The sequence below is a fragment of the Paenibacillus sp. FW126-R14 genome (assembly GCF_058789495.1).
Genome location: NZ_JBYTBS010000002.1, coordinates 1 through 21348, shown reverse-complemented (window position 1 = coordinate 21348; position 21348 = coordinate 1). Strand labels below are relative to the sequence as shown.

The following is a 21348-nucleotide window of genomic DNA, read 5'->3' as shown; positions in this document are numbered from 1 at the left end:
ATGCCATGACTACCTGCGGTTCACATCAAAAATGTGCTTGAACTGATTAAATTTATCTACCGCCTGCGCCCGGGATTTAACGCCCAATTTCTCATAAATTTTGCGAACGTAGTTATCGACGGTTCGTTTGCTCATATGCACTTCATCGGCCATTTGCTCATTCGTTAATCCTTGAACAATCATCGTCATCATATTCACTTCATCGTCGTCCAATAAATCCGTCTGATGCAAATTCCCGCTGGACACTCTCATTTTTTGAAACACAGGAACAGGCACCACCGTGAAGTTCTCCAACAAGAGAGTTACTAAACTTTTAATAAGCGTACCGCTGGATTCCTTAGAGATTACCGCGCTAACCTCAAGTCCGATCAAATGATTGTAAAGGTGCGATAATTCGATGCCGGAAAAGATGACAAGATGGGTTGCAGGGTATTTCCCTTTAATAATTTTGGCAACTTCGTCACCGTATTGATCCGGCAAATTAAAATCAAGAAATACGATATCGGGCACATGCAGGTCCATCAGTTCGAGACATTGTTTGGCCGTAGCCGCAATACCAACAATGTGTACGCCGTCAATCTGTTTTAAAGTACTTGAAGTCGCCTCAGCCATTAAAGGGTGATCATCTACGATTAATATCTTTGATTGCTTATTCATGAAGTACTTCCTTCCTGAGTAGGTATGGGAATTCGAATGGTAAGTTCAACGCCGCTTCCTTTATCTGAAAGCAGCTCCAGATGTCCATTCAAATGCAAGACACGGCTTTTCATCTGTTCTAAACCGAAGCCTGAATTCGCGATTGTGCGAAGTCTTTTATCTTTGGCAAGCGCTTGAGGATCTAAGCCTACGCCATTATCCTTGTAGAATAAACACATGTAGTTATCGATGACAGTCAGTTTAATCATGACTTTAGACGCGTTGGAATGCTTCTTGGCGTTATGCATAAGCTCTTGAAAGATACGGAAAATGTGTTTTTTGATGTCCATATCCAGGCTTTCTATGATCATGGACCCTTCGACATAGAAATGGGTTTCATATTCATTTAACCCAATATCGAGATCCAGCGTCGCTTGAATGGTTTGAATGAGTCCGATGTTTTGAAGCAGATGCGGATTTAATTCAAAGCAGCTTTGGCGCAAGCTCTCATTGACTAAATCGAGATGCTTGATAGCCTGGACGACCTGCTTCTGATCCTCGTTATTCTCGATAAACGAAAGCAGCCTCCTGCGAACCAATAAAATGTCCTGCATGGTCGTATCATGAAGATCGGTAGCAATTCGGTACCGTTCTTGTTCCTGCAATTCGAATAGCGATTTGCGAAGCCAAACGACGTCTTGGGCGGCTTCCCCATTCGGGATCTGAGAGGCCAGCTCATGCAGCTTCACCGTTAGCTTGCGAATCAAATAAATATTTTCCAAGCTTACGGCCAAATAAGAAATGATCAGACTCAGCCATTGGCGTTCCTCTAAGCTCAGCATCGTGTTAGTTTTCTTCCTTGCGGTGACGAGATAACAAGCATACTCCTCGTTCTGATTAATGACAAATATGGAGTACTTCGAGTCATCCAACCGATTTTCACGAAGATATTGTTCTATCTCTTCTAAATTCAAGTCGCCCTCGCCAATGGTTTCCATCGAATGGGGATATTGAAACACGATAGCTCCGCCATATACATTCAGCGTATTCACAATATCGACCAGAATAATATCTTTAAGTTCGCGAAAACTTGTGATGGTGCGCAAATTTCTCGCTATCTTCTTTAGCGCAAGCTGCAAATAAAACTTCTTTGGAAACATGATGGCATCCAGCTTTGTAACAAAGTACTCAAGTACGTACAGCAAGAAAGAGATTGTTGTTAAAATGAATAAGAAGCTCACCGACAAGGTCTCAATACTGGCTTCCTTGCTGAAAATAAAGGCGATCATGAGCACGATGAGCGTACTTGGCACCATCGAGATGAGCGTGGTATAGATAATGCGGCGAAGCAGAATGTGAATGTCGAACAGCTGCTTGGACACGATCATATACGTGAACGATAAAGGAAACAGTACGACAAAGTACCCGGTATACAGCGGTGAAACGAGCGGCTCCCCCCTGAACAGTATCGGGAAAAAAGACAGCAAAGCGAGCGGTGTTGTCGATATGAACAAGGCGAACCAGACCAGCTTGATAATGGCTTGAATGGACGAATTCTCACGACGGTATTTAAAAAATACATAGCAAAGGATTCCGGCATTCAGAACGAAACCGCACAAGAATAACAGGAGAACGCAGCGATAGTCTACGATATAAAAATGGTAGGTATCCATCGGAGTGAAATAAATGCATCTCCCGATAAAAGTAATCAGCATAACGCCATATACGTATCTAAAGTATGTATCCGGGAGCGAAATTCCACTTTTCTCTTTGAAAAACTGTGTAAGAAAATGTGCAAAGACAAACGCCAGTATCATCATAAGATCACTGATCATGACCTTCGCGAGGCTGTCGCCGCGAGCCGAAGGCGGGATGCACATGAAAATGATGCCGATCATGAGAAACACGAGCGCTAGCAGCCGAGCCGATTTGGAATGCGGAATTTTCCACAGAATCATGAATGAAATGCAAAGTGATAAAATTTCTCCGAACAAAGAAATATAATCAAAGGCCGGTTGAACGATCTCGTTTAAACTAATGGTCAGCTCCTTGCCATCCCTGGAGACCGTAACGGAATCGGCTTGTTCGATCGTGGCCCATTTGCGTACAATTTTATTTTCATTCGGGTCTTTTCCATTAATGGCAACAATTTTGTCTCCAACCTGCAGGTCGAGCTCCGAACGGATCTCTTCAATTTGAAATAGTTTGATGCTCCATTCCATTTGTTCATTTCTTTGCAGCTGAATCCCAAAAAACGTATGTTGAAACGTTACGAACAAAAACCAGATCTGCATACCTAGTAAGCAAAAGGATAATAGAATTTTATATAATTTATGATTCAACCACTATATCTTCCTCTCAATCACTGCTATAATTACAGTGGCTACTTAATCTTAATTTATCTAGGGGGTATGGGTATGATCAGTGCTGCTTGGTCACCAAATTTATCAACAACGATTGCTTCTCTCACAAAGTTAGATTTAAGTGAAAGATTGACTGCCTTGAAAAGCATCACAAACGTTTCAGATGTAGAAAAACAGGCAATTTTGAAAACGTTTACCAAATCTAGGAAGAACGAACCAAAAGAAGATTTCTGGTTTTAGATTATTACACCGTTCCTTAATTTTACCAAATCTCTCAAAAAGATTGCAATTAGATTTTTAAAATCTAGCTGCAATCTTTTTTTATTGCGCAAAAAAATATGCGTTTTTTTGAGAATCGGAGGTGTTTTTACGAAAATAAATATTGCGCTGATATTCCGGACGCTTCGAGATATGATGTAAGTAGGGAATTTTCCAATATCATGTAAATAAGGAGGGAAATCATAATGAATAACGAACAGTTTGAATGTATGTTTGATACGGTGTTAACGGAAGTTGTTAAACAAACCTACAGCACGCTTTCCTTGCCCTCAAAGGAACAAATTCAAATTTCAATGAAGAAGATGATGGACATCATCGAAGCGAATCATCGCTGGAATACAGGAAATGAACGGTAAGAAGCTGAATCGGTGGAGTACTTACGAGCCTTTTGCCGCAAAGTTGGCTGGTAAACGAATAGCCGGCCTCGTTGTTACCGGTCATGCCCAATCCCGCTGGGGCGAGCGTGTGACGCACAAAAAAGCGGAGCTTGAAGAAGTTAATTTATTTGTGAGGAAAAAGCTGGAGGACGAACGGATCAAACCCAGTGAGGGCAACGAACCGACGGTGTTTATCATTGATGATGACGTACAGATGGTTGCTGAATTTGAGTTGATGGAAGAAAACGGTCTGCAACCGGATCATTCGCACTATAAGATGATCGTCGTTACGTTTCTTGAACGGCTGTCTGATAACAATGAATACAGGGATTTAAAATCTTAATATATACATGTAAAAATGGTTGGGCAGGAGTATTTCTGTCCAGCCATTTTTTTGTTGTGTGACTTTTGAACTAAATAGTTTGATGGAAGAAGAAGGAATTGGTATGATTTTGTCGAAAATAATCGAAGGAAGAAAATAGTAAAGGGGAATTTCTTATGTTGCATAGTGTTGCATGGTTTAGAAAACACTTGGTGGTTCGTCTTGTAACCGCTGTTATGATCGTCATATTGGCATTGTCAGCCGGTTATATCACGATGGAATTCCGAAATGCCAAGCACGCAGGAGTGGAAGCGATATCCAGCTATGGCATCCGGCTTTCGGAAAGCTACGCGAAAGGGATGGATATCGGTAAACTCGAGCAGTTTTTAAAAGATCCGAAAGAAAACGATCTCTACTGGACGATCAGACAGGAGCTGGATCAATACCGCACGCAAATTGGAGCGCTGTATGTATATGTCGTGCGTTTTGACGAGCAGCGCAAACCATTCCTCATGATCGACGGGCAGCCCAAAGGCTCAGACGTCGCCTCCCCCATTAATGAACAAACGGATATTTCGGACGCTGAAATTGATGTCCTATTGAAGGGAGATTCGGCCAGTTCCGAGGTTATTGATAACCCCAAATATGGGAAATACATATCGACCTATACGCCCGTGAAAAATGCAGAGGGCAAAGTCATCGCCGCCCTTGGTATCGATACCGAGGCAGGGGTGACGGAGCAAATTTCCTCACGCGTTATGAAAAGCAATCTGCCTGTCTATGGGCTCATGCTTGTTCTTACGATTGCTGCGCTTGGACTTGTTATGCTGTTTGTGTCCCGCGCGCTTCGCCCGCTTCAGTGGGTCGGAGCAGGTGCGGAAAGCATTGCCAAAGGCGATTTCATAAGCGCAAGGCAGCAATTAGCCGCAAATCCGGTTCGGTCCATTGACGAAATCGGCACGGTGTACAATGCAATGATGAAGATGTCTAACGAGATTAACGATATGCTTCGCACGATTGTGTCGAACGTTTCGCACACCTCCCATCAATTCGTTGTGACCACTCAGCATTTTAATGTGCAGGCGCATCGATTGCTCGAGATGAACACAAACGTGAATGCATCGCTGCAGGTGGTCGCCGACGGCGCGAACACCGTACAGTTCAGCACCAGCGAAAGCGCGCGCTCCATGGAGGAAATGGCAACGGCCATTCAGCGCATATCTGAAGCTTCTTTAACCGTTTCCGATGCGTCGGACAATGCGCTGCAGAGCGCACAATCCGGACAAACCATCGTCCGTAATATGAACGGCCAGTTCGAGACGATTACTACGGCGACGGAAGAAGCGCTTCGCCGGGCAGCGCTGCTGCGCGGTCATTCGCAGGAAATTGGCGTAGCATTATCCGCCATCTCCGATATTTCGGAGCAAACGAAATTGCTGGCTTTGAACGCATCGATTGAGGCGGCAAGAGCAGGCGAACATGGAGCGGGCTTCGCCGTCGTAGCCGGAGAAGTGCGCAAGCTGGCTGATCATGCTGCGGATTCGGCGAAGCTTATCGCGGCTTTGCTGCAAAATATTCATCGCGAGACTGAGCGGATGGGAGAAGCGATGGAAGCGGGCATGAGCGAGATTCAGACAGGCGCCGAGTTATCCAAAAAGGCAGAGGAGTTTTTCCGGCATATTGTGGAACAGTTCCGTTTCGTCTCTGAGCAGATTCAAGATATCTCTTCGGTGACCGAGCAAATGTCAGCAGGCTCCGAAGAAGTCGCCGCCTCCGTGGTCGATATCGCGCACATTGCCAAATCGTCATCCGACGGAACGTCGAACATCCATCAATTGACGTATGAGCAGCTCAAAATCGCGCAAGAGATTGCCGATTCGGCGGATGCGCTGAGCGGGCTCACGGATGAGATGAGAAAGTCCATTGAACAGATTAAAGTGTAGCTCGTGAGAACCGTCTAATTGAGGGAACGCTGTTCCCTTATTTCGGCGAAAAGCTGGATTTCGGGCGCCTCAGAGGAACTATAGGGTCTTAATTCACCTCAAGTACCTAACGATCAGTTAGGAATGGTGAAATAGCGGCCCCTAATTCCCTTCCCTTTGCCCTAAGGGTTGTTTCTAGCGAAATAGAGCCCTATAGTTCCCCTTCTATTCTAGTGGGGCATTTATTCAGCTCAAGAGCAGAAAGTACATCAGGATCAGCATGCTCCACGCACTTTCAATCAATTCCTGTATAATAGCACGTAAATTTACTGGAAATGGCTGGAATAGCACCGTTCACCCGAAATTACCTGGACTTTCTTTTGCAGTTATCACGGGGAGAGGGAAGCTTTGCTTTTTATTGCATGTTCACATGCAAAAGGACCGTCAGGGTTTTCCTGACGGTTTTGCTTTGTGCAACAACGGCAGCGCCGTTGTACGAGTCAATTTTGTCCCTAGGACCATAGCTCCTAGGGAGTTACGTGCAACTGGTGGCTTACTGCCCTTCTTTACTCACCCAGAACGTAACATTATCGCCCTGCAACCCTTTCGTTCCTGGCTGCGGGTCCTGTCGAATGACCGTTCCTTTGGGAAGATTGCTCGCTTCGATCACATAGTTATAGTGGAGCCCCACAGCTAAAGCTTGCTGCTCGGCATCCGCCAACGCTTGCCCGACCAGATTGGGCACCACGATTTCCTCTAGTTGCTTGTTCGCAGTCCCTGCGGCCTTAGTTGGAACAGGCGTTGTTGAGGGGCTGGCCGTCGGCGGAGCCGAAGTGGAGGTTTGCAACGGCGTCACGACAGCCGGACGTTCCTTCTCCGAGGATGGCCAAAGCACCCAGCCGGCAGTAGCTGCAACGATAACGGCAGCCGCACCGATTCCAGCCTTGCGCAAGCGGTTCTTTGCGGGGCTTTGCTCCGTTTCATCTTCCGAATCCGTGCTGTCCTCTGCTTCGGCGGCTTCTTGGACCCTCTGGGACCTGGATGGCCGCAGGAGGACGGCAGGAGCCGCTTCTTCGGTCTGAGCGGAAGGCTGCAAGCTGCGCAATCCAAACACGAAGGAGGACAGGGAAGCTTGCCCTTGACAGATGAGCTTCACCAGCTTCACCAAAGCATCCTTCTGCTCAGGCGAGGCGGATGTGATTGGCGTACGCTCCAGCTGCGTGTGCATCACTTCAAATGCGCTCGTAACCGGCTGCGTGCCGCTAAAGAGTTGAAGCATCAACCGGCATAGGCCAACGGCTCCTTGTGCCTGCGGATCTCCTTTGTCCCAATAATTAATGACAGTGAGCTTGTTGTGATCGTCCAGCCATAGATTGTCGGCGGCAATGGAAAATCCTGTTATCCGCTCCTCCAAGGCGTCAAGCAGGGAGACGCCCAAATCGGCGATCATCGCGGTAATCTGATGGAACGTCCACGCTTTCTTATGAATTTGCCGGGAAAATAACGAGCCTGGTTTTGCTTGCAAAATAATCGTTACCGAGTCTTCCTCTACGGAAGTATCAAGGATATGCTGAAAACCGTCATGAATAAATGCGGCTTTGTGATGGAGAGTTCGCATATAATCTGCGCCAATCTGTCCTGGTCCAAGCTTTATGTTATAAAGAAGAACTTTACGAGTCAGAAATAAATCTTCTCCATCATGAAGAGCACCCTGAGGTAAACTGATGATCTGGGTCCCAGGTATGTAACGTGTACCCATCTTGTTATGCATGGACTTTCCACCCTCTCTTGATGGCATCATGAAGCAGTGCCTATATTATATACGATTCGAAGAGATATAGGAATTTTGGTAGATTGTTAGTAAAAATAACATGGAAATCCGAATTTTTTGTTAGAATGATATTACAATTGTTCGGGTTGGATGAGGTGGAGAAAGGAGTGAAACCGAGTTTAACAGCTTGAGGTGGAAAACATTTTATTCGCTGACTTTACTGTACACTTTTTTCTGCGAATTTGGAATAAGGCTTTACCAAATAATCATAGAAATCGTTGCAAGACCTAATTTAGCATGAAATCTGCACTTGGTTTTTGCTTTTTCTGTTTCTATTGAACTAAAAGTCTATGATTCAAATGGCCTAAATGTTATGATAGTTTACAGACGATTTTACAATATGATCCAATTCGAGGAGGAAAAATGGTGAAAAAAGTCGCAATTTTGGGTGGCGGCGTCGCCGGGTTGAGCGCTGCGCATGAATTAATTACAAGAGGTTACGAAGTATCCGTTTATGAGTTTAAAAACATCCCGGGAGGTAAAGCAAGATCGATGCCATTCGTTGGCAGCGGCGTCGATGGGAGAAAGGATCTTCCGGGCGAACACGGCTTCCGGCTTTTTCCGCGATTTTACAGACATGTTATTGATACGTTGCAGAGAATTCCTTATGAGAACGGAACCGTGTATGATAATTTAATGGAAGTGACGCGGCTGGATATTGCTACCTACACGGCTCCCTTGCTGCCCTTGCTGGCGAAGATCGAGTTCACGCTCGATAACTTCCTTGTTGTTCTTCGAGATCTGTTCGACAATAACCTGGGCTTGACGATGGACGATATGGAGCAATACGGGCGTAAGCTGTGGCAAGTGATGACGTCCTGCGAGGAGCGCATTCGCGAGGAATATAATCTGATCGACTGGTGGACGTTCATTGAAGCCGAGCAGCAGTCCCCTGCTTTCCAAAAAATATTTGCAGGCTTCACCAAAACACTTGTAGCTTGTCAGTCCAAAATCGCCAACACGCAAACCGTAGGCCCTGTAGCGACCCAAATGACACTGGATATTACGACGCCGGGAACGAGCTTCGTCCGTCTCTTGAACGGTCCTACGAATGACAAGTGGGTGAACCCTTGGCTAGCCTTTCTAACGGAAAAAGGCGTTGACTACCATTTGGCTGCAAAAGTAGAAAGCATCGATTGTGTCGACGGCGTCATTCGCAGCGCCAAGGTAACGGAGAACGGCGAAACGTTTGACGTTGAAGCGGATTATTACATAGCAGCCTTCCCGGTCGAGGTGATGGGGAAATTCATTACGGGCGCGATGCTGGAAGCAGATCCGGGCCTTGCCGGTGTGGTGAGGCTGGTTGATTCCGTGGCGTGGATGAACGGGATTCAGTATTATTTGACAAAAGATGTGAAGATCACACACGGGCACGTCATTTATTTGGACGCTCCGTGGTCCCTCACGTCCGTTTCGCAGAAGCAATTCTGGCCGGACATTGACTTGAGCGAGTACGGCGACGGCACGGTAAGGGGCATCCTTTCCGTTGATATTTCCGATTGGGATACGCCGGGAATCTTATTCGGCAAGCCGGCTACGCACTGCAGCGCGGAAGAGATTAAAGCCGAAGTTTGGGCGCAGATGAAAAAGAGCCTGAATGTGGACGGAGCTGTCATTTTAGAAGACGAAGTTCTACATTCTTGGTTCCTGGATACCGATATACACTTCGAGAACCCTGACCAAGCCTGCACGAATATGGAACCTCTGCTTATTAACCGCGTAGGGACTTGGGATGATCGTCCTGAAGCATTTACCGCTATTCCGAATCTGTTCCTGGCGGCTGATTACGTGCGTACGAATACGAATTTGGCTACGATGGAAGGGGCCAACGAAGCGGCGCGCCGTGCGGTTAATGCGATCCTGAAACAAGACGGATCCAAGGAAAAACCTTGTAAAATATGGGAAATGTATACCTTTGAGCTGGCACATCTCGATGTGCTTAAGGGGTACCACATCCATGACAGGCGCCGTTTTGAAAAGGGACTGCCTTGGGATGGCAAAATGCTTGGTTGGTAATGCAGGAATCGTGACAAGCGCGCTCCGCGGGTGCGGGGTGCGTTCGTCTTGTTAGACGGTATGTGGCTGCAAGGTTTACTAGGAGGATTTTATGTTAATTTTGCCGGAATATGAATTGATCAGACAGATTTATCAAGGCGAACGGACCGTGCTTTTCCGCGCCATCCATAAACCGACTATGGAGAAAGTGATTATAAAAACGCTGCGGTCCGACTTTCCGGTTTCTGCGGATGTGGCACGATTGAAGCGTGAGTATGAGATCGGCAAATTGCTGGACATCCCGGGCATTGTGAAACCGCTGGGGCTGCCTAAGTATCAGAACAGCATTGCGCTCGTTCTGGAAGATTTCGACGGCGATACGTTGTCGGCTTTTTTTCCTGTCTTTCGCCAGTCGCTTCAAGCCTTTTTAACCGCAGCCATTCAATTGGTCAAAATTGTCGGCGACATTCATCAGCGATACGTGATTCACAAAGATATCAAGCCAAGCAACATCATTATTAATCCGGATAAAAAGATCATGAAGCTGGCGGATTTCAGTATTTCCTCCTTTACGAGAGAACGTCAAGAAATGTTGGACCCGCTGCTGCTGGAGGGAACGCTCTTCTACATGTCCCCTGAGCAAACAGGCCGAATGAACCGGATCATCGATTACCGCTCGGACTATTATTCGCTTGGGGTTACTTTCTACGAAATGCTCACCGGACGGCTTCCCTTCCAAACGGAAGATCCCGTGGAGCTCATTCACTGTCATTTCGCGGTGACGCCAATTCCTCCGGACAGCATTCGAATGGACATTCCTAAGCCGCTCTCCGATATCGTGATGAAGCTGCTCGCCAAAAATGCCGAAGACCGCTACCAAAGCGCCTACGGCATTATTCAGGATCTCGAGCATTGCCTCATGATGGTCAACTCGCCGGACGATTTCCAAGACTTTGCCATCGGTCTTTACGATATGACGGATATGTTCCAAATTCCTCAGGGATTGTATGGACGAGCCCCGGAAATTGAAAGGCTGCTGCATGTTTACGGACGTGCCGTGCATGGTTCCTTGGAAGCCGTATGGGTCACCGGGGAGTCCGGTTTCGGCAAATCGTTTCTCATCGCGGAGACGATGAAAGCGTCCATGAAGGACAACACATGGTTCATATCGGGACGGTTTGAGCCCGGCAAACAGCATGTGTCCTATCATGCGCTGTCGAGAGCGCTGCGGCAGCTCGTCCGTCAGCTTTTGACGGAAAAAGATCAGCAAATTGAAGAATACCGCGGACGTTTGCTCAAAGTGCTCGGAACAAGCGGCAAAGTTTTAACCGATCTTGTTCCTGAGCTCGAACTGCTAATCGGCGAACAGCCGAACGCGAAGCAGCTTCCCCCGCAGGAGACGCAAAACCGGCTGCATTTCTTGCTGCAGCAATTTCTGCTTATCTTTTGCACGAAAGAAAGGCCGATTGTCCTGTTCCTTGACGATTTGCAGTGGGCGGATGCGGCATCCTTGCATTTCATCGATCTGTTGTTAAGCGATTCGCAAATGAGCCATTTCCTCTTTATCGGCTCGTACCGCAGCGAGTATGATACCAACTGGCTGTCCTCCACGCATGTTCAATTATTGGACAAACTGCCGGAGCGGCTTGTTTCGGAACGCATTGTGCTGAAGGCTTTGGAGCTATCCGCAGTCAAGCAACTGGTCGCCGAGTCGCTGAAGACGGAGCAGCAGCATGTTGCTGAATTGGCGCAGCTTGTTTTGCAGAAAACAGGCGGCAATCCTTTTTTCGTCAAGCAATTCCTGACCGCCCTGTATGAACAAAATTTGGTCGCCTACAGCTATGAAGCCAATCGTTGGATTTGGGATATGAATGAAATTCAGAAGCTCCGGATCACGGACAATCTCATGTTTCTCCTTGCGGAGAAGCTGCTGCGCATGCCATCCCGAACGCAATATTTATTGCGGCAGGCTGCTTGCTTAGGAGCGACCTTTGATCTGGAAGCGCTCGGCATCATTGCCATGACATCGTTTGAAGAGGTATTGCAGGAGCTGGAAGTTTCCATTCAAACAGGCTTGATCATCCCGGTCGGTACGGATTATAAATTTTATACGGATATGCAGGGCAATTCAGCCGCACAGGACATTCGTTTCATGTTCGTCCATGATTCCATTCAAGAAGCTGTCTATGGCTCAATCGAGCAGTCCAGTCTGCCTGAGACACATTTGCACATTGCCCGCAAATTGTTGGAATTTTTGCCAGAAGCACAAATCGAGCAGCGTTTATTCGATATTGTGAATCATATGAACATCGGCTCCGGCTTGTTAGTTGAACGTCAGGAGATTATTAAGCTGCTGGAGTTTAACCTTCGCGCAGGCCGCAAAGCCAAATCCTCGAACGCTTATCGTTCCGCGCTCCAATATTACAATAAGGCTTTGGCTCTGCTGAAGCTGGTTGAGGATAAAGAGATGGCGGATCTCAGCTTCTCTATCCGGCTTGAGAAGTCTGAGGTGCTGTATTTGAACGGCCAGGCGGATGAGGCGGAAACTTCCTATGAGCAATTGCTCCTCGACGCGCGCACGAACGAGCTGAAGCTGGAAGTGTATAACTTGCAGGTTATTTTGTACACCAACGTGGGGAAACAGCGCAAAAGTGTGGAGGTCGGATTAAAAGCGTTAGCTGAACAAGGGCTGCGCATACCGAGTGAGCCAACCAGTTTGAATATATTTCTGGCCTATGTGAACCTTAAAGCAAAGATCGGTCGGAAAAATACGCTGCAGCTTTACGATTTGCCGATCATGGAAGATGAGTACCGTTTCAAATTAATGAATTTGATGATGAGTATCGCCGTATCGGCGTACTTCGTCAACACGAATTTGTTCGTGCTTTTCATGTTCATTATGACCAAGCATGCGTTGAAATATGGCAATACGCCGGTTATGTCCTACGTGTTTGGGGCCTACGGATTAATTCTGGGCTCCGGCTTCGGAGATTATCAGCTCGGCTATCAGTACGGGCAGCTTGGACAGCGATTGAATGCCCGTTTCCAATCTCACCAATACCGCAGCAAAAGTCACTTTTCCTTCGGATTGTTTGTTACGCCTTGGGTCAAACCGCTGCCGGTGTGCTTGGAGCAGTTAAACGAGTCGTTCAAAAGCGGAATCGAAGACGGAGATCTCGTTTTCGCCGGTTATGCGCTGACTTATCAGGTGCTGACGAAAGATTTTCAAGGTGTGCCGCTCCCGGAAGTGCAGGACGATCTCAGCAAAAATTACCGCATCCTGGAACAAACGAACCATCACGATACGCTGCTTATGCTGGAAATGCTGCGCATGGTGATTCAGAATTTGGAAGGGAAGGCCGGAAATCCCCTGATTATCGGTACGGATGAGGAACAGGAAGAGCGTTTTGTCCGGAAGCTGGAAATCCACCCGAATCAAGTTATTTTGCATGAATATAAGGTTAAAAAAATAATGCTGTACTATTTGTTCGGTCAATACGAAGCTGCTCTAAAGACCAGCAAAGAAGCAGAGCCGATGCAGTCTGTATCCTTCGGATTATTTCATATTCCAGAGAACTATTTCTATCATGCTTTATCGATTGCCGCGATGTATAAGGAAGCAGCGTTCCATGAGCAGAAGGCATACGACAAGCAGATGGGCAAAATGCTGCGCAAAATGGACAAGTGGGCTTCCCATGGCCGGGAAAATTTCTCGCACCTCAGCTCCTTGATGCATGCCGAGTGGAGCCGTGTCACGGGGAATTTCCAGAAAGCCGAGCAATACTATGAATTGTCCATCCGGCAAGCAAGGGAACAGGGCTTCATTCAGCATGAGGCGATAGCCTGCGAGCTGGCGGGCAAGCTGTACAAAGACGCTGGCCGCGAGAAGATAGCCAAAACTTACTTCATAGACGCGTATTACGGCTATTTAAGCTGGGGAGCAAAAGCGAAGGCCGACGAGTTGAAGCTAAGATATCCGAACTATTTAACCTCGCTTAAAGAGCAGCAGGACTGGAGTACGACGAATATTAGCGATTACTCGCTGCAGGCGCTGGATTTTATGACGATTATGAATACGTCCAGGTCCTTATCCAGTGAAGTCAACTTGGAGCAGCTGATCAAACGATTGATGGAAATCGTTACCTACTCCTCGGGTGCCGAGCGCAGTATTCTTGTCCTCAAGGAAAAAGACAGCTTGTACGTCGAGGCGGAAATGCTGGCGACAGACGGCAAGGACTCCTGTATCGTTAGTCCGGTAGCTCTTGAAACGAGAGAAGATCTTCCGGCTGCGGTGATCCAGTTCGTTGCCAGGACCAAGGAAGGCGTTGTTTTGGATGATGCGGCGAACAAAGGCATTTTCACGCATGATCCTTATATCCGGGCAGCCGAAGGCAAGTCGATTTTTTGCGAGCCTATCCTTCATCAAGGCAATTTAGTCGGTGTTTTTTATCTTGAAAACAATTTAATTCGCAATGCCTTTACGTCGGACCGGCTTGATATTATTAAACTGCTGTCCGCGCAGGCGGCAATTTCGATTGAGAATGCCAGACTTTATAATGATTTGGAGTCCAAAGTCAAAGAGCGGACGAATGAATTGATTCTCATGGAGACGTCCCGCCGCGACCTGTTGTCCAATATTTCACATGATTTGGGTACGCCGCTGACGTCCATTCAAGGCTATGTAGAGGCGATTCTGGACGGTGTTATTCAAGAGCCGGAAGAGCAAAGAAAGTACCTTTCGGTCGTCCATATGCGGATCGTCGGCATTCAGCGGTTGATTACCGATCTCTACCAATTGAGCCGCTTGGAAACGAAGCAGTTCCATTTCCAACTTGCGCCTACTTCCTGCCAATCGATGGTGCGTCAACTGTTTGCCAAGTATGAGCTGGATTGCGCCAATGCAGGCATCACCTACACGCTGGACATGGCGCAGTCGGAAGGCGAAGAAATGCTGTTAACCGTAGATATAGACCGCATTGAGCAGGTGTACGCGAATATTATCTACAATGCCATCAAGTTTTCGGCTAGAGGCGGTTTCATTCATGTACGGGTGGATATCAAAGGTGATCCCAGCGAGCTTGTGATCCGGGTTACCGACACTGGCGTGGGTATTAGCGAAGAGGATTTGCCGCATATTTTTGAAAGGTTTTACAAAGCGTCCAAATCACGCAGCACGTCGGGCGGCAGCGGTCTTGGTTTGGCGATAGCCAAGGAGATTGTCCAATACCACGGCGGGCAAATCTGGGCGGAAAGCCGCCTGGGCAAAGGCTGCAGCATTTCGTTCTCCTTGCCTGTACACCGGATATAGCGATGCATTCAAGGGCTGTCCTCATGCAAAGAAGCTGCATGGAAGGACAGCTCTTTGCTATGGGCGAATCGTCACACGGGTGTGAATGGGAACAAGTGCGGCCAATTCCAGTACATCCTCGTTGTACATGCGGATGCAGCCGTGAGAGGTAAGCTTGCCGATGGAGGAAGGATCGTTCGTCCCGTGGATGCCATAATGCGGCTTGCTTAACCCCATCCAGAAGACGCCGAAGGGGCCGCCGGGGTTGGGTTGTTTATTGATAATGGTAAACTCGCCGGTAGGTGTTTTGGTTACCATTCGGCCGATGCCTACAGGGAAGCTCCGCACGACGCGGTTTACATCGAGCAAATGTAATTGGAAGTGGGACAGATCGACGATGATGCGGTATTTGGGCATGGGATGATCACCTCCGTCTATCCTATGTAGATATTCTGGAACAGAACAGGGCGCTTCTGTTTTTTTAAATTAAAACGGACTTATGGTATACTGCTGTAGTTAGTTATCAGTCATCCAAGGGAGTTACGGACATGCAATCTTTTTTACAATTCAATCCAACCAAATTATGGTTTGGAAAAGGGCAAATCGAGCAGCTCGCGCTCGAACTTGGCACGACGGGCAAAAAAGTATTGCTCGTATATGGCGGAGGAAGCATCAAGAATAATGGCGTCTACGAAGCTGTTAAAGAGCAGCTTGACCATATGCAAGCAGAAGTGTTTGAGCTGTCCGGCGTTGAGCCGAATCCGCGGCTTACAACCGTAAAGAGAGGGATTAGCCTTTGCCGGGAGCACGATATTGATCTTATTCTTGCCGTAGGCGGGGGCAGTGTGATCGACTGTGCTAAGGCGATTTCGGTCGGCGTTTATTACGAAGGGGATGTTTGGGACATCATTACGCGCAAAGCGGTTCCTGCTAGAGCGCTGCCGTTCGGTACGGTGCTAACGCTCGCGGCTACCGGCTCGGAGATGAACAATCTTTCCGTGATCACGCATTGGGAGAAAAACGAGAAGCGCGGTTGGAGCAGTCCTCTGGCTTATCCGGCCTTCTCTATTTTGGACCCGGAATACACGTATTCGGTGCCTTTAGATCAAACGGTTTATGGCATCGTCGATATCATGTCCCATGTGCTTGAGCAGTATTTCCACCTTTCGGAAAATACCCCGATGATGGATCGTTTCATGGAGTCCGTCCTATTGACGGTCATGGAAGCTGCGCCTAAACTGCTTGAAGACCTGCACAGCTATGAGCATCGAGCGACAATCATGTATGCGGGAACAACCGCCCTCAACGGGCTTCTGTCAAGCGGCACGGATGGCGGAGATTGGGCATCCCATCAGATTGAGCACGGCTTGTCTGCGGTCTATGACATTCCGCACGGCGGCGGGCTGGCCATTGTTTATCCGAACTGGATGCAGCATTGCGCGGAAGATGATCCTTCACGAATGAAAAAGCTGGCCTTGGCTGTTTTCGGTGTCGATCCGGCAGGCAAAACCGATCACGAAATTGCGAATGAAGGCATCGACGCCCTGCGTCAATTCTGGAATTCGCTAGGCGCCCCGAACTGTTTGGCGGATTACGGGATCGATGATGCCAGACTTGAGGAATTAATTCATAAGTCCTTCATGAAGGACACCGTGGGCAATTACAAAATGATGACGAGGGATACGGTCAGAGATATTTTGACGCGCTGCCTATGATGAAATATTATTTGTTCGTGCTGGCTGGCGCCTGCAGCTTTGGCTTGTTATCCACCTTTGTCAAAAAAGCGTATGAATCGGGTTTCCACGTAGGGGAAGTGGTTGGCAGTCAAAATTTGTTCGGCGTGCTGATGATTTGGACGATGGCTTTCGCCTCGGCCAAGTCCAATCGCGGCGGCCAGACCCAGCCTGTGAAGACGAAAGTAGCGCCGCGGCAAGCTTTGAAGCTCATGGCCGTGGGAACCACCTCTGGCTTAACCGGCATTTTTTATTACGCGGCTCTGCAATATATTTCAGCATCTTTTGCCATTATTCTTTTGTTTCAATTTACATGGATTGGAATTTTGCTTGAGGCTGTAACGGAGCGGAAGCGTCCGGGGAAAGATAAAATCATTGCGCTCTGCATTTTATTTATCGGAATTATTATGGCGAGCGGGTATTTGCAGGGCGGTCAAGAAGCGCCGGCGTTGATCGGTATAGGACTCGGACTACTCTCTGCGCTGACTTATGCGCTTTTCATTATGTTTAGCGGCAAAGTTTCCAGTACGCTTGCGCCAGTTACACGCAGTGCAATTATGCAATCAGGGTCGTTGATTTTGGTTATGCTCGTGTATCCGCCACACTTTCTGTTCAACGGCTCCCTGCATCAAGAGCTGCTGCCGTGGGCGCTGCTGCTAGCCTTCTTCGGCGTCGTCATACCGCCATTGTTCTTTGCTATCGGCGTTCCCCGGATTGGAGGGGGAATCGCGACCATCATGAGTGCGGCAGAATTGCCGACGGCCGTCATCATGTCTTTCGTTGTGCTTCATGAAACCGTTTATGCACTGCAGTGGGCAGGTGTGATCATTACCATGATCGGCATCGCACTGCCTGAAACGATGAAGCTTTGGAAGAAGAGACAATTGGATATAAATTAGGATCGGGTGGACTCTGCATCGTGACGATGAGGAGTTCACTTTTTTGTATGCGCAAAGTTCACTTCAAAAAGTATGAAAAGTTCATAGTTGTGCGGGATTATGCAGTGGAAGGAAGCCTGCATTTCTTATATGGTGGAAGCGAAGGAGGTGGTTGGCGTTTAGTTATGTAAGCGCTTAATTAGAGTCGAGTTAACGCTGAAGCCGTTGTCAAAAGGACTAGTCCGACAAAAACAATCGTTGAGAGGATGGATTCATTTGATGAGAAAACCTGTTTTGCGTTTGTTCAACTTCGTGCTTGCGGCTTTGTTGGGCCTGCTAACGGTGGGCAGTTTCCTGTTTGCGAAGGAATCGGAGGCGGCGGCCGTCACCGTGCAGAATGGCATTCAATTTAAGGATACAAGCGGAAATATCATTCACGCACATGGCGGAGGTGTCCTGAAAGTCGGCAGCTATTATTATTGGTTCGGGGAGAACCGCAATGCGGATGGCACTTTCAATGCCGTATCCTGCTACCGTTCCAGCAATCTGAAAACATGGGAATACCGTGGCGATATTCTAACGAAAAATTCGGCAGCAGAGCTGGGTGTGTCCAATATCGAAAGACCGAAAGTCATTTATAATAGTTCCACCGGCAAATACGTATTGTGGATGCATTGGGAAAACGGCGTCGATTACGGGCAGGCCCGCACGGCGGTCGCCTCGTCGAGTACCGTGGACGGTGCGTACACGTATCATGGCAGTTTCCGCCCGCTTGGGAATGATTCCCGCGATATGACGGTGTTCAATGATAACGGAACGGCTTACTTAATTTCAGCAACCCGCGTGAATGCCGACATGAACATTTATAAATTAACGCCCGATTTCCTTGGCGTGGACTCGCTGGTTCAAACCTTATGGGCGGGTCAATATCGGGAAGCTCCGGCGATGTTCAAACGGGGCAGTGTGTACTTCCTGGTAACCTCGGGCGCAACAGGTTGGGATCCTAACCAAGGCAAATATGCCACAGCGAGTTCTATTACCGGCACATGGAGCGGACTTAGCAATTTTGGCGATGGGACGACTTACGATTCGCAAAGTGCTTACGTACTGCCGGTCGATGGCTCCAGCACAACGTCTTATTTATATATGGGCGACCGCTGGGCAGGAGCTTGGAGCGGGAAAGTGATGGAATCCCGTTATGTGTGGCTGCCGCTGCAATTCCCGACGAACACTTCGCTTTCGATGAGTTGGGGCAGCAACGTAACGATCGATACCGCAACAGGAACGATAACGTCCTCATCGCCGGCGATTGATACGAGCGCTTATTATATTCTTGAGAACCGCAACGGCGGCAAAGCGCTGAATGTGGTGAACCAAGGCATGGCGAACGGGGATGATTTGGAGCAGTATATCGACAGCGGTTGGTACAGCCAGCAGTGGCAATTCATTAGCGCGGGAAGCGGGTACTATAAAATTCAAAACCGCGGCAGCGGTAAAATAATCGGCGTGGAAAACGGTTCGACCGCTGACGGCGCTGTCATTGAGCAGTGGGCTGACGGCGGCTGGACCAGTCAGCATTGGCAGGTTGTCGATAGCGGCGCCGGCAATTTTAAATTGAAAAATCGGGCGACCGGCAAGATTATTGACATCTCCGGCGGCTCCAAAGCCAATGGCGGCGCAGCCATCCAGTATACGGACAATGGCGGCAAAAACCAGCAATGGCGGTTGTTGAAGGTTGAATAGGCGATAGCGGCTGCCCTGCTGTAGAGGAATCTATAGCGGGGTAGCTTTTTATGTTGGCTTTCGTGTAAAGTGAAAGGGAATCACCCTACATTTTGGGATTAGCAAAAGGAGGCTTATATGCCATTCTTGCAGCGAGTTGCTTTGGATTGGTCTGAGCTGTCCGAAGCGGAGAAAGCGGTTTTCCCTTTTAACATCAAGGCAATTCAAGACTTTAGCGAATACAGGTTTCGATCCAATGTCACATTCTTTATCGGGAATAACGGTTCGGGCAAGTCAACGCTGCTGGAAGCGATCGGCGTCTCCTGCGGATTCAGCGTCGTTGGCGGCAGGGATTTAACGATAAAAAAAGAAAAAGATGACGAATCGCTAACGAATATCATGAAATTGTCCTGGCTCCCTAAAGTAAGTCAAGGACTCTTTTTCCGTGCGGAGACCTTTGATACGTTTGCCGGTTATATCGATGAGATGGCGAAGGATCCCTATATCGGGCACCAAGCCTACGCGCCATATGGGGGCAAATCGTTAAATGAGCAGTCGCACGGCCAAGCTTTTTTGACTTTTTTCAAAAATCGGTTGGATCGCAAGGGCTTGTACCTGCTGGATGAGCCGGAGTCGGCGCTTTCGCCGCAGAATCAATTGACTTTCCTAAGAATTATTCGGGAATTGGACAAGTCGGGGCAAGCGCAGTTTATTATTGCGACGCATTCTCCCATTATTATGGCTTATCCGGACGCGCAAATTTTGCAGTTCACTGAAACCGCCATCGAGCCTGTCGCGTATGAAGATACGGATCATTATAATTTAACGAGAGATTTTCTGAATCATCGGGAGCGGTATTTCCGGGCTCTTTTTGAGGATGAAGAGGGGGAGGATTCGTAGTCATGTCATTCTTCAAGAAAATGATGGCCAAAGTTGGAATCGGAAACATCGATATCGATGCGCAGTTTCATACGGAGGCCTTCGTTCCCGGCGAGCTGGTAGAGGGTGTCGTCGTTGCCAAAGGCGGCAGCGTGGAGCAAAAAGCAGACAAAATTTACTTTCAAATTATGACGGAATATCTCAAGCCCGCGGATAACGATTCGAATCGCATGCACAAAGAAACGGTCGTGGTAGCGAACATCCTGCTGGGGGAAAGCCTTGTTCTGGCGCCGGGAGAAACGGTGGAGATCCCTTTTCACTTCGTGCTGCCGCATGAGACGCCAGTTTCGATTGGCGTGAGCCCGATCTGGATTCATACAGGACTGGACATTGACAACGCGGTTGATCCGTCCGATCGCGATCCTATCGAGGTGCTGGCTCACCCGCATACATCGGTTATTTTTGAAGCGCTGGAAGAATTGGGCTTTCATCTGCATAAGGCAGAGAACGAATATTACCCGCAGCGTAATTATCATCTGCCATTTATTCAAAACTTTGAGTTTGTTCCGTATCAAAATGGGGAATATCGCAGCTCGGTGGACGAGTTGGAGCTTGTTTTCTATCCGGACGCGGAGGGCGTTGAGGTCCTCCTGGAGTTTGACCGCAGAACGCGCGGCTTCGGCGGGCTGTTGTCGGATTTGCTGGACACGGATGAATCCCATCACCGCTACTATTTCAGCAGGGAAGAGCTGGAGGAGGGCGCTGAATCGGTGGCGGACCAGTTCAGAGGCATTTTTGACGAGCTGCTGGATGTGTAGTTGCAAGGGCAGATGAGAATTGAAGTGACTTGAGAGAAAAAGGGCTTATCTCCTAAGGGTCTGAAGGACCTGGGGGATGGCCCTTTTTTTGTGCTTGAATGAGCGTGGGCAAGCAAGTGAGCAGGCAGGCATGCAGCAGGGAGGCAGACATGCAAGCAGGGAGGCTGGCTGCAAGGGGAACTACAGGGTGTGAGCGACCAATGGTAAAGTCGTGTAATTTAGCAGGTGTAACTCCTGCTTGGAAAGGCAAAAGCCATGCCGCCAATAGCGAGTCTTGGGCTACCGCCAGTAATGGCGGGTGCTAAG

At 48.2% G+C, this 21348-nt stretch carries 15 protein-coding genes and 1 pseudogene; 12 read left to right on the top strand and 4 right to left on the bottom strand.

Features of this window, described 5'->3' with window-relative positions; genetic code table 11:
* Positions 1-9: 9 nt before the first annotated feature.
* Both AC3WRW_RS01505 and AC3WRW_RS01500 read right to left on the bottom strand, forming a co-directional pair.
* Positions 10-657, bottom strand: coding sequence for a response regulator transcription factor (locus AC3WRW_RS01505; RefSeq protein WP_492544311.1), 648 nt, complete (start codon positions 655-657; stop codon positions 10-12).
* Entirely contained in the window at positions 654-2930 is a 2277-nt protein-coding gene (locus tag AC3WRW_RS01500) for a sensor histidine kinase (protein ID WP_492544309.1), read from the bottom strand. Before AC3WRW_RS01500 ends, AC3WRW_RS01505 begins: the two co-directional genes overlap by 4 nt.
* A 123-nt stretch (positions 2931-3053) precedes the next feature.
* On the opposite strand from AC3WRW_RS01500, the gene AC3WRW_RS01495 reads away from it, so the two are divergent.
* The 4 genes from AC3WRW_RS01495 to AC3WRW_RS01480 all read left to right on the top strand — a co-directional run bounded on the left by AC3WRW_RS01495 (position 3054) and on the right by AC3WRW_RS01480 (position 5920).
* The gene (locus AC3WRW_RS01495) at positions 3054-3239 is read left to right on the top strand and encodes a hypothetical protein (protein ID WP_492544307.1); all 186 of its coding nucleotides are present in this window, start codon (positions 3054-3056) and stop codon (positions 3237-3239) included.
* A gap of 224 nt (positions 3240-3463) precedes the next feature.
* Positions 3464-3634, top strand: coding sequence for a hypothetical protein (locus AC3WRW_RS01490; RefSeq protein ID WP_171687368.1), 171 nt, complete (start codon positions 3464-3466; stop codon positions 3632-3634).
* A complete protein-coding gene (locus AC3WRW_RS01485) occupies positions 3624-3998 on the top strand; it encodes a hypothetical protein (protein ID WP_492544305.1) in 375 nt (124 codons plus the stop codon). The genes AC3WRW_RS01490 and AC3WRW_RS01485 overlap by 11 nt, the downstream gene beginning before the upstream one ends.
* Before the next feature lie 155 nt (positions 3999-4153).
* Positions 4154-5920: a methyl-accepting chemotaxis protein gene (locus AC3WRW_RS01480; protein WP_492544303.1), complete on the top strand. Its 1767-nt coding sequence runs from the start codon at positions 4154-4156 to the stop codon at positions 5918-5920.
* Between the two features lie 532 nt (positions 5921-6452).
* On the opposite strand, the gene AC3WRW_RS01475 is transcribed toward AC3WRW_RS01480, so the two are convergent.
* Positions 6453-7670, bottom strand: coding sequence for a PASTA domain-containing protein (locus tag AC3WRW_RS01475; protein ID WP_492544301.1), 1218 nt, complete (start codon positions 7668-7670; stop codon positions 6453-6455).
* Positions 7671-8093: 423 nt separating this feature from the next.
* Here AC3WRW_RS01475 and AC3WRW_RS01470 point away from each other — a divergent pair, with 423 nt between their 5' ends.
* The 3 genes and pseudogenes from AC3WRW_RS01470 (at position 8094) to AC3WRW_RS01460 (ending at position 15033) form a co-directional block, all read left to right on the top strand.
* Entirely contained in the window at positions 8094-9746 is a 1653-nt protein-coding gene (locus tag AC3WRW_RS01470) for a hydroxysqualene dehydroxylase (protein ID WP_492544300.1), read from the top strand.
* A 91-nt stretch (positions 9747-9837) separates the two neighbouring features.
* A pseudogene (locus AC3WRW_RS01465) lies at positions 9838-14526 on the top strand (AAA family ATPase); the annotation flags it as partial.
* A gap of 54 nt (positions 14527-14580) precedes the next feature.
* Positions 14581-15033 carry a sensor histidine kinase gene (locus AC3WRW_RS01460; RefSeq protein ID WP_492544682.1) on the top strand — a complete coding sequence of 151 codons (453 nt, stop codon included), beginning with the start codon at positions 14581-14583 and terminating at the stop codon, positions 15031-15033.
* Between the two features lie 57 nt (positions 15034-15090).
* On the opposite strand, the gene AC3WRW_RS01455 is transcribed toward AC3WRW_RS01460, so the two are convergent.
* On the bottom strand, positions 15091-15429 hold the full coding sequence (locus AC3WRW_RS01455) for a L,D-transpeptidase (RefSeq protein WP_492544298.1): 339 nt from the start codon (positions 15427-15429) through the stop codon (positions 15091-15093).
* Positions 15430-15560: 131 nt separating this feature from the next.
* Here AC3WRW_RS01455 and AC3WRW_RS01450 point away from each other — a divergent pair, with 131 nt between their 5' ends.
* From AC3WRW_RS01450 to AC3WRW_RS01430, 5 genes are all read left to right on the top strand, one after another.
* Positions 15561-16727: an iron-containing alcohol dehydrogenase gene (locus AC3WRW_RS01450; protein ID WP_492544296.1), complete on the top strand. Its 1167-nt coding sequence runs from the start codon at positions 15561-15563 to the stop codon at positions 16725-16727.
* Positions 16724-17644 (top strand): EamA family transporter, encoded by a 921-nt coding sequence (locus AC3WRW_RS01445; RefSeq protein WP_492544294.1) that lies wholly within the window; start codon positions 16724-16726, stop codon positions 17642-17644. The genes AC3WRW_RS01450 and AC3WRW_RS01445 overlap by 4 nt, the downstream gene beginning before the upstream one ends.
* A 258-nt stretch (positions 17645-17902) precedes the next feature.
* On the top strand, positions 17903-19366 hold the full coding sequence (locus tag AC3WRW_RS01440) for an RICIN domain-containing protein (RefSeq protein ID WP_492544292.1): 1464 nt from the start codon (positions 17903-17905) through the stop codon (positions 19364-19366).
* 117 nt (positions 19367-19483) lie between these two features.
* Positions 19484-20245, top strand: a complete 762-nt coding sequence (locus AC3WRW_RS01435) for an AAA family ATPase (protein ID WP_492544290.1) — start codon at positions 19484-19486, stop codon at positions 20243-20245.
* A gap of 2 nt (positions 20246-20247) precedes the next feature.
* Positions 20248-21042, top strand: coding sequence for a sporulation protein (locus tag AC3WRW_RS01430; protein WP_492544288.1), 795 nt, complete (start codon positions 20248-20250; stop codon positions 21040-21042).
* Positions 21043-21348: the final 306 nt, after the last annotated feature.

Coding starts and splice junctions, on each gene's coding strand:
- AC3WRW_RS01505 (WP_492544311.1), bottom strand. CDS start 657: ATGAATAAGCAATCAAAGATATTAATCGTAGATGATCACCCTTTAATG.
- AC3WRW_RS01500 (WP_492544309.1), bottom strand. CDS start 2,930: ATGCAGATCTGGTTTTTGTTCGTAACGTTTCAACATACGTTTTTTGGG.
- AC3WRW_RS01495 (WP_492544307.1), top strand. CDS start 3,054: ATGATCAGTGCTGCTTGGTCACCAAATTTATCAACAACGATTGCTTCT.
- AC3WRW_RS01490 (WP_171687368.1), top strand. CDS start 3,464: ATGAATAACGAACAGTTTGAATGTATGTTTGATACGGTGTTAACGGAA.
- AC3WRW_RS01485 (WP_492544305.1), top strand. CDS start 3,624: ATGAACGGTAAGAAGCTGAATCGGTGGAGTACTTACGAGCCTTTTGCC.
- AC3WRW_RS01480 (WP_492544303.1), top strand. CDS start 4,154: ATGTTGCATAGTGTTGCATGGTTTAGAAAACACTTGGTGGTTCGTCTT.
- AC3WRW_RS01475 (WP_492544301.1), bottom strand. CDS start 7,670: ATGCATAACAAGATGGGTACACGTTACATACCTGGGACCCAGATCATC.
- AC3WRW_RS01470 (WP_492544300.1), top strand. CDS start 8,094: ATGGTGAAAAAAGTCGCAATTTTGGGTGGCGGCGTCGCCGGGTTGAGC.
- AC3WRW_RS01460 (WP_492544682.1), top strand. CDS start 14,581: ATGGTGCGTCAACTGTTTGCCAAGTATGAGCTGGATTGCGCCAATGCA.
- AC3WRW_RS01455 (WP_492544298.1), bottom strand. CDS start 15,429: ATGCCCAAATACCGCATCATCGTCGATCTGTCCCACTTCCAATTACAT.
- AC3WRW_RS01450 (WP_492544296.1), top strand. CDS start 15,561: ATGCAATCTTTTTTACAATTCAATCCAACCAAATTATGGTTTGGAAAA.
- AC3WRW_RS01445 (WP_492544294.1), top strand. CDS start 16,724: ATGATGAAATATTATTTGTTCGTGCTGGCTGGCGCCTGCAGCTTTGGC.
- AC3WRW_RS01440 (WP_492544292.1), top strand. CDS start 17,903: ATGAGAAAACCTGTTTTGCGTTTGTTCAACTTCGTGCTTGCGGCTTTG.
- AC3WRW_RS01435 (WP_492544290.1), top strand. CDS start 19,484: ATGCCATTCTTGCAGCGAGTTGCTTTGGATTGGTCTGAGCTGTCCGAA.
- AC3WRW_RS01430 (WP_492544288.1), top strand. CDS start 20,248: ATGTCATTCTTCAAGAAAATGATGGCCAAAGTTGGAATCGGAAACATC.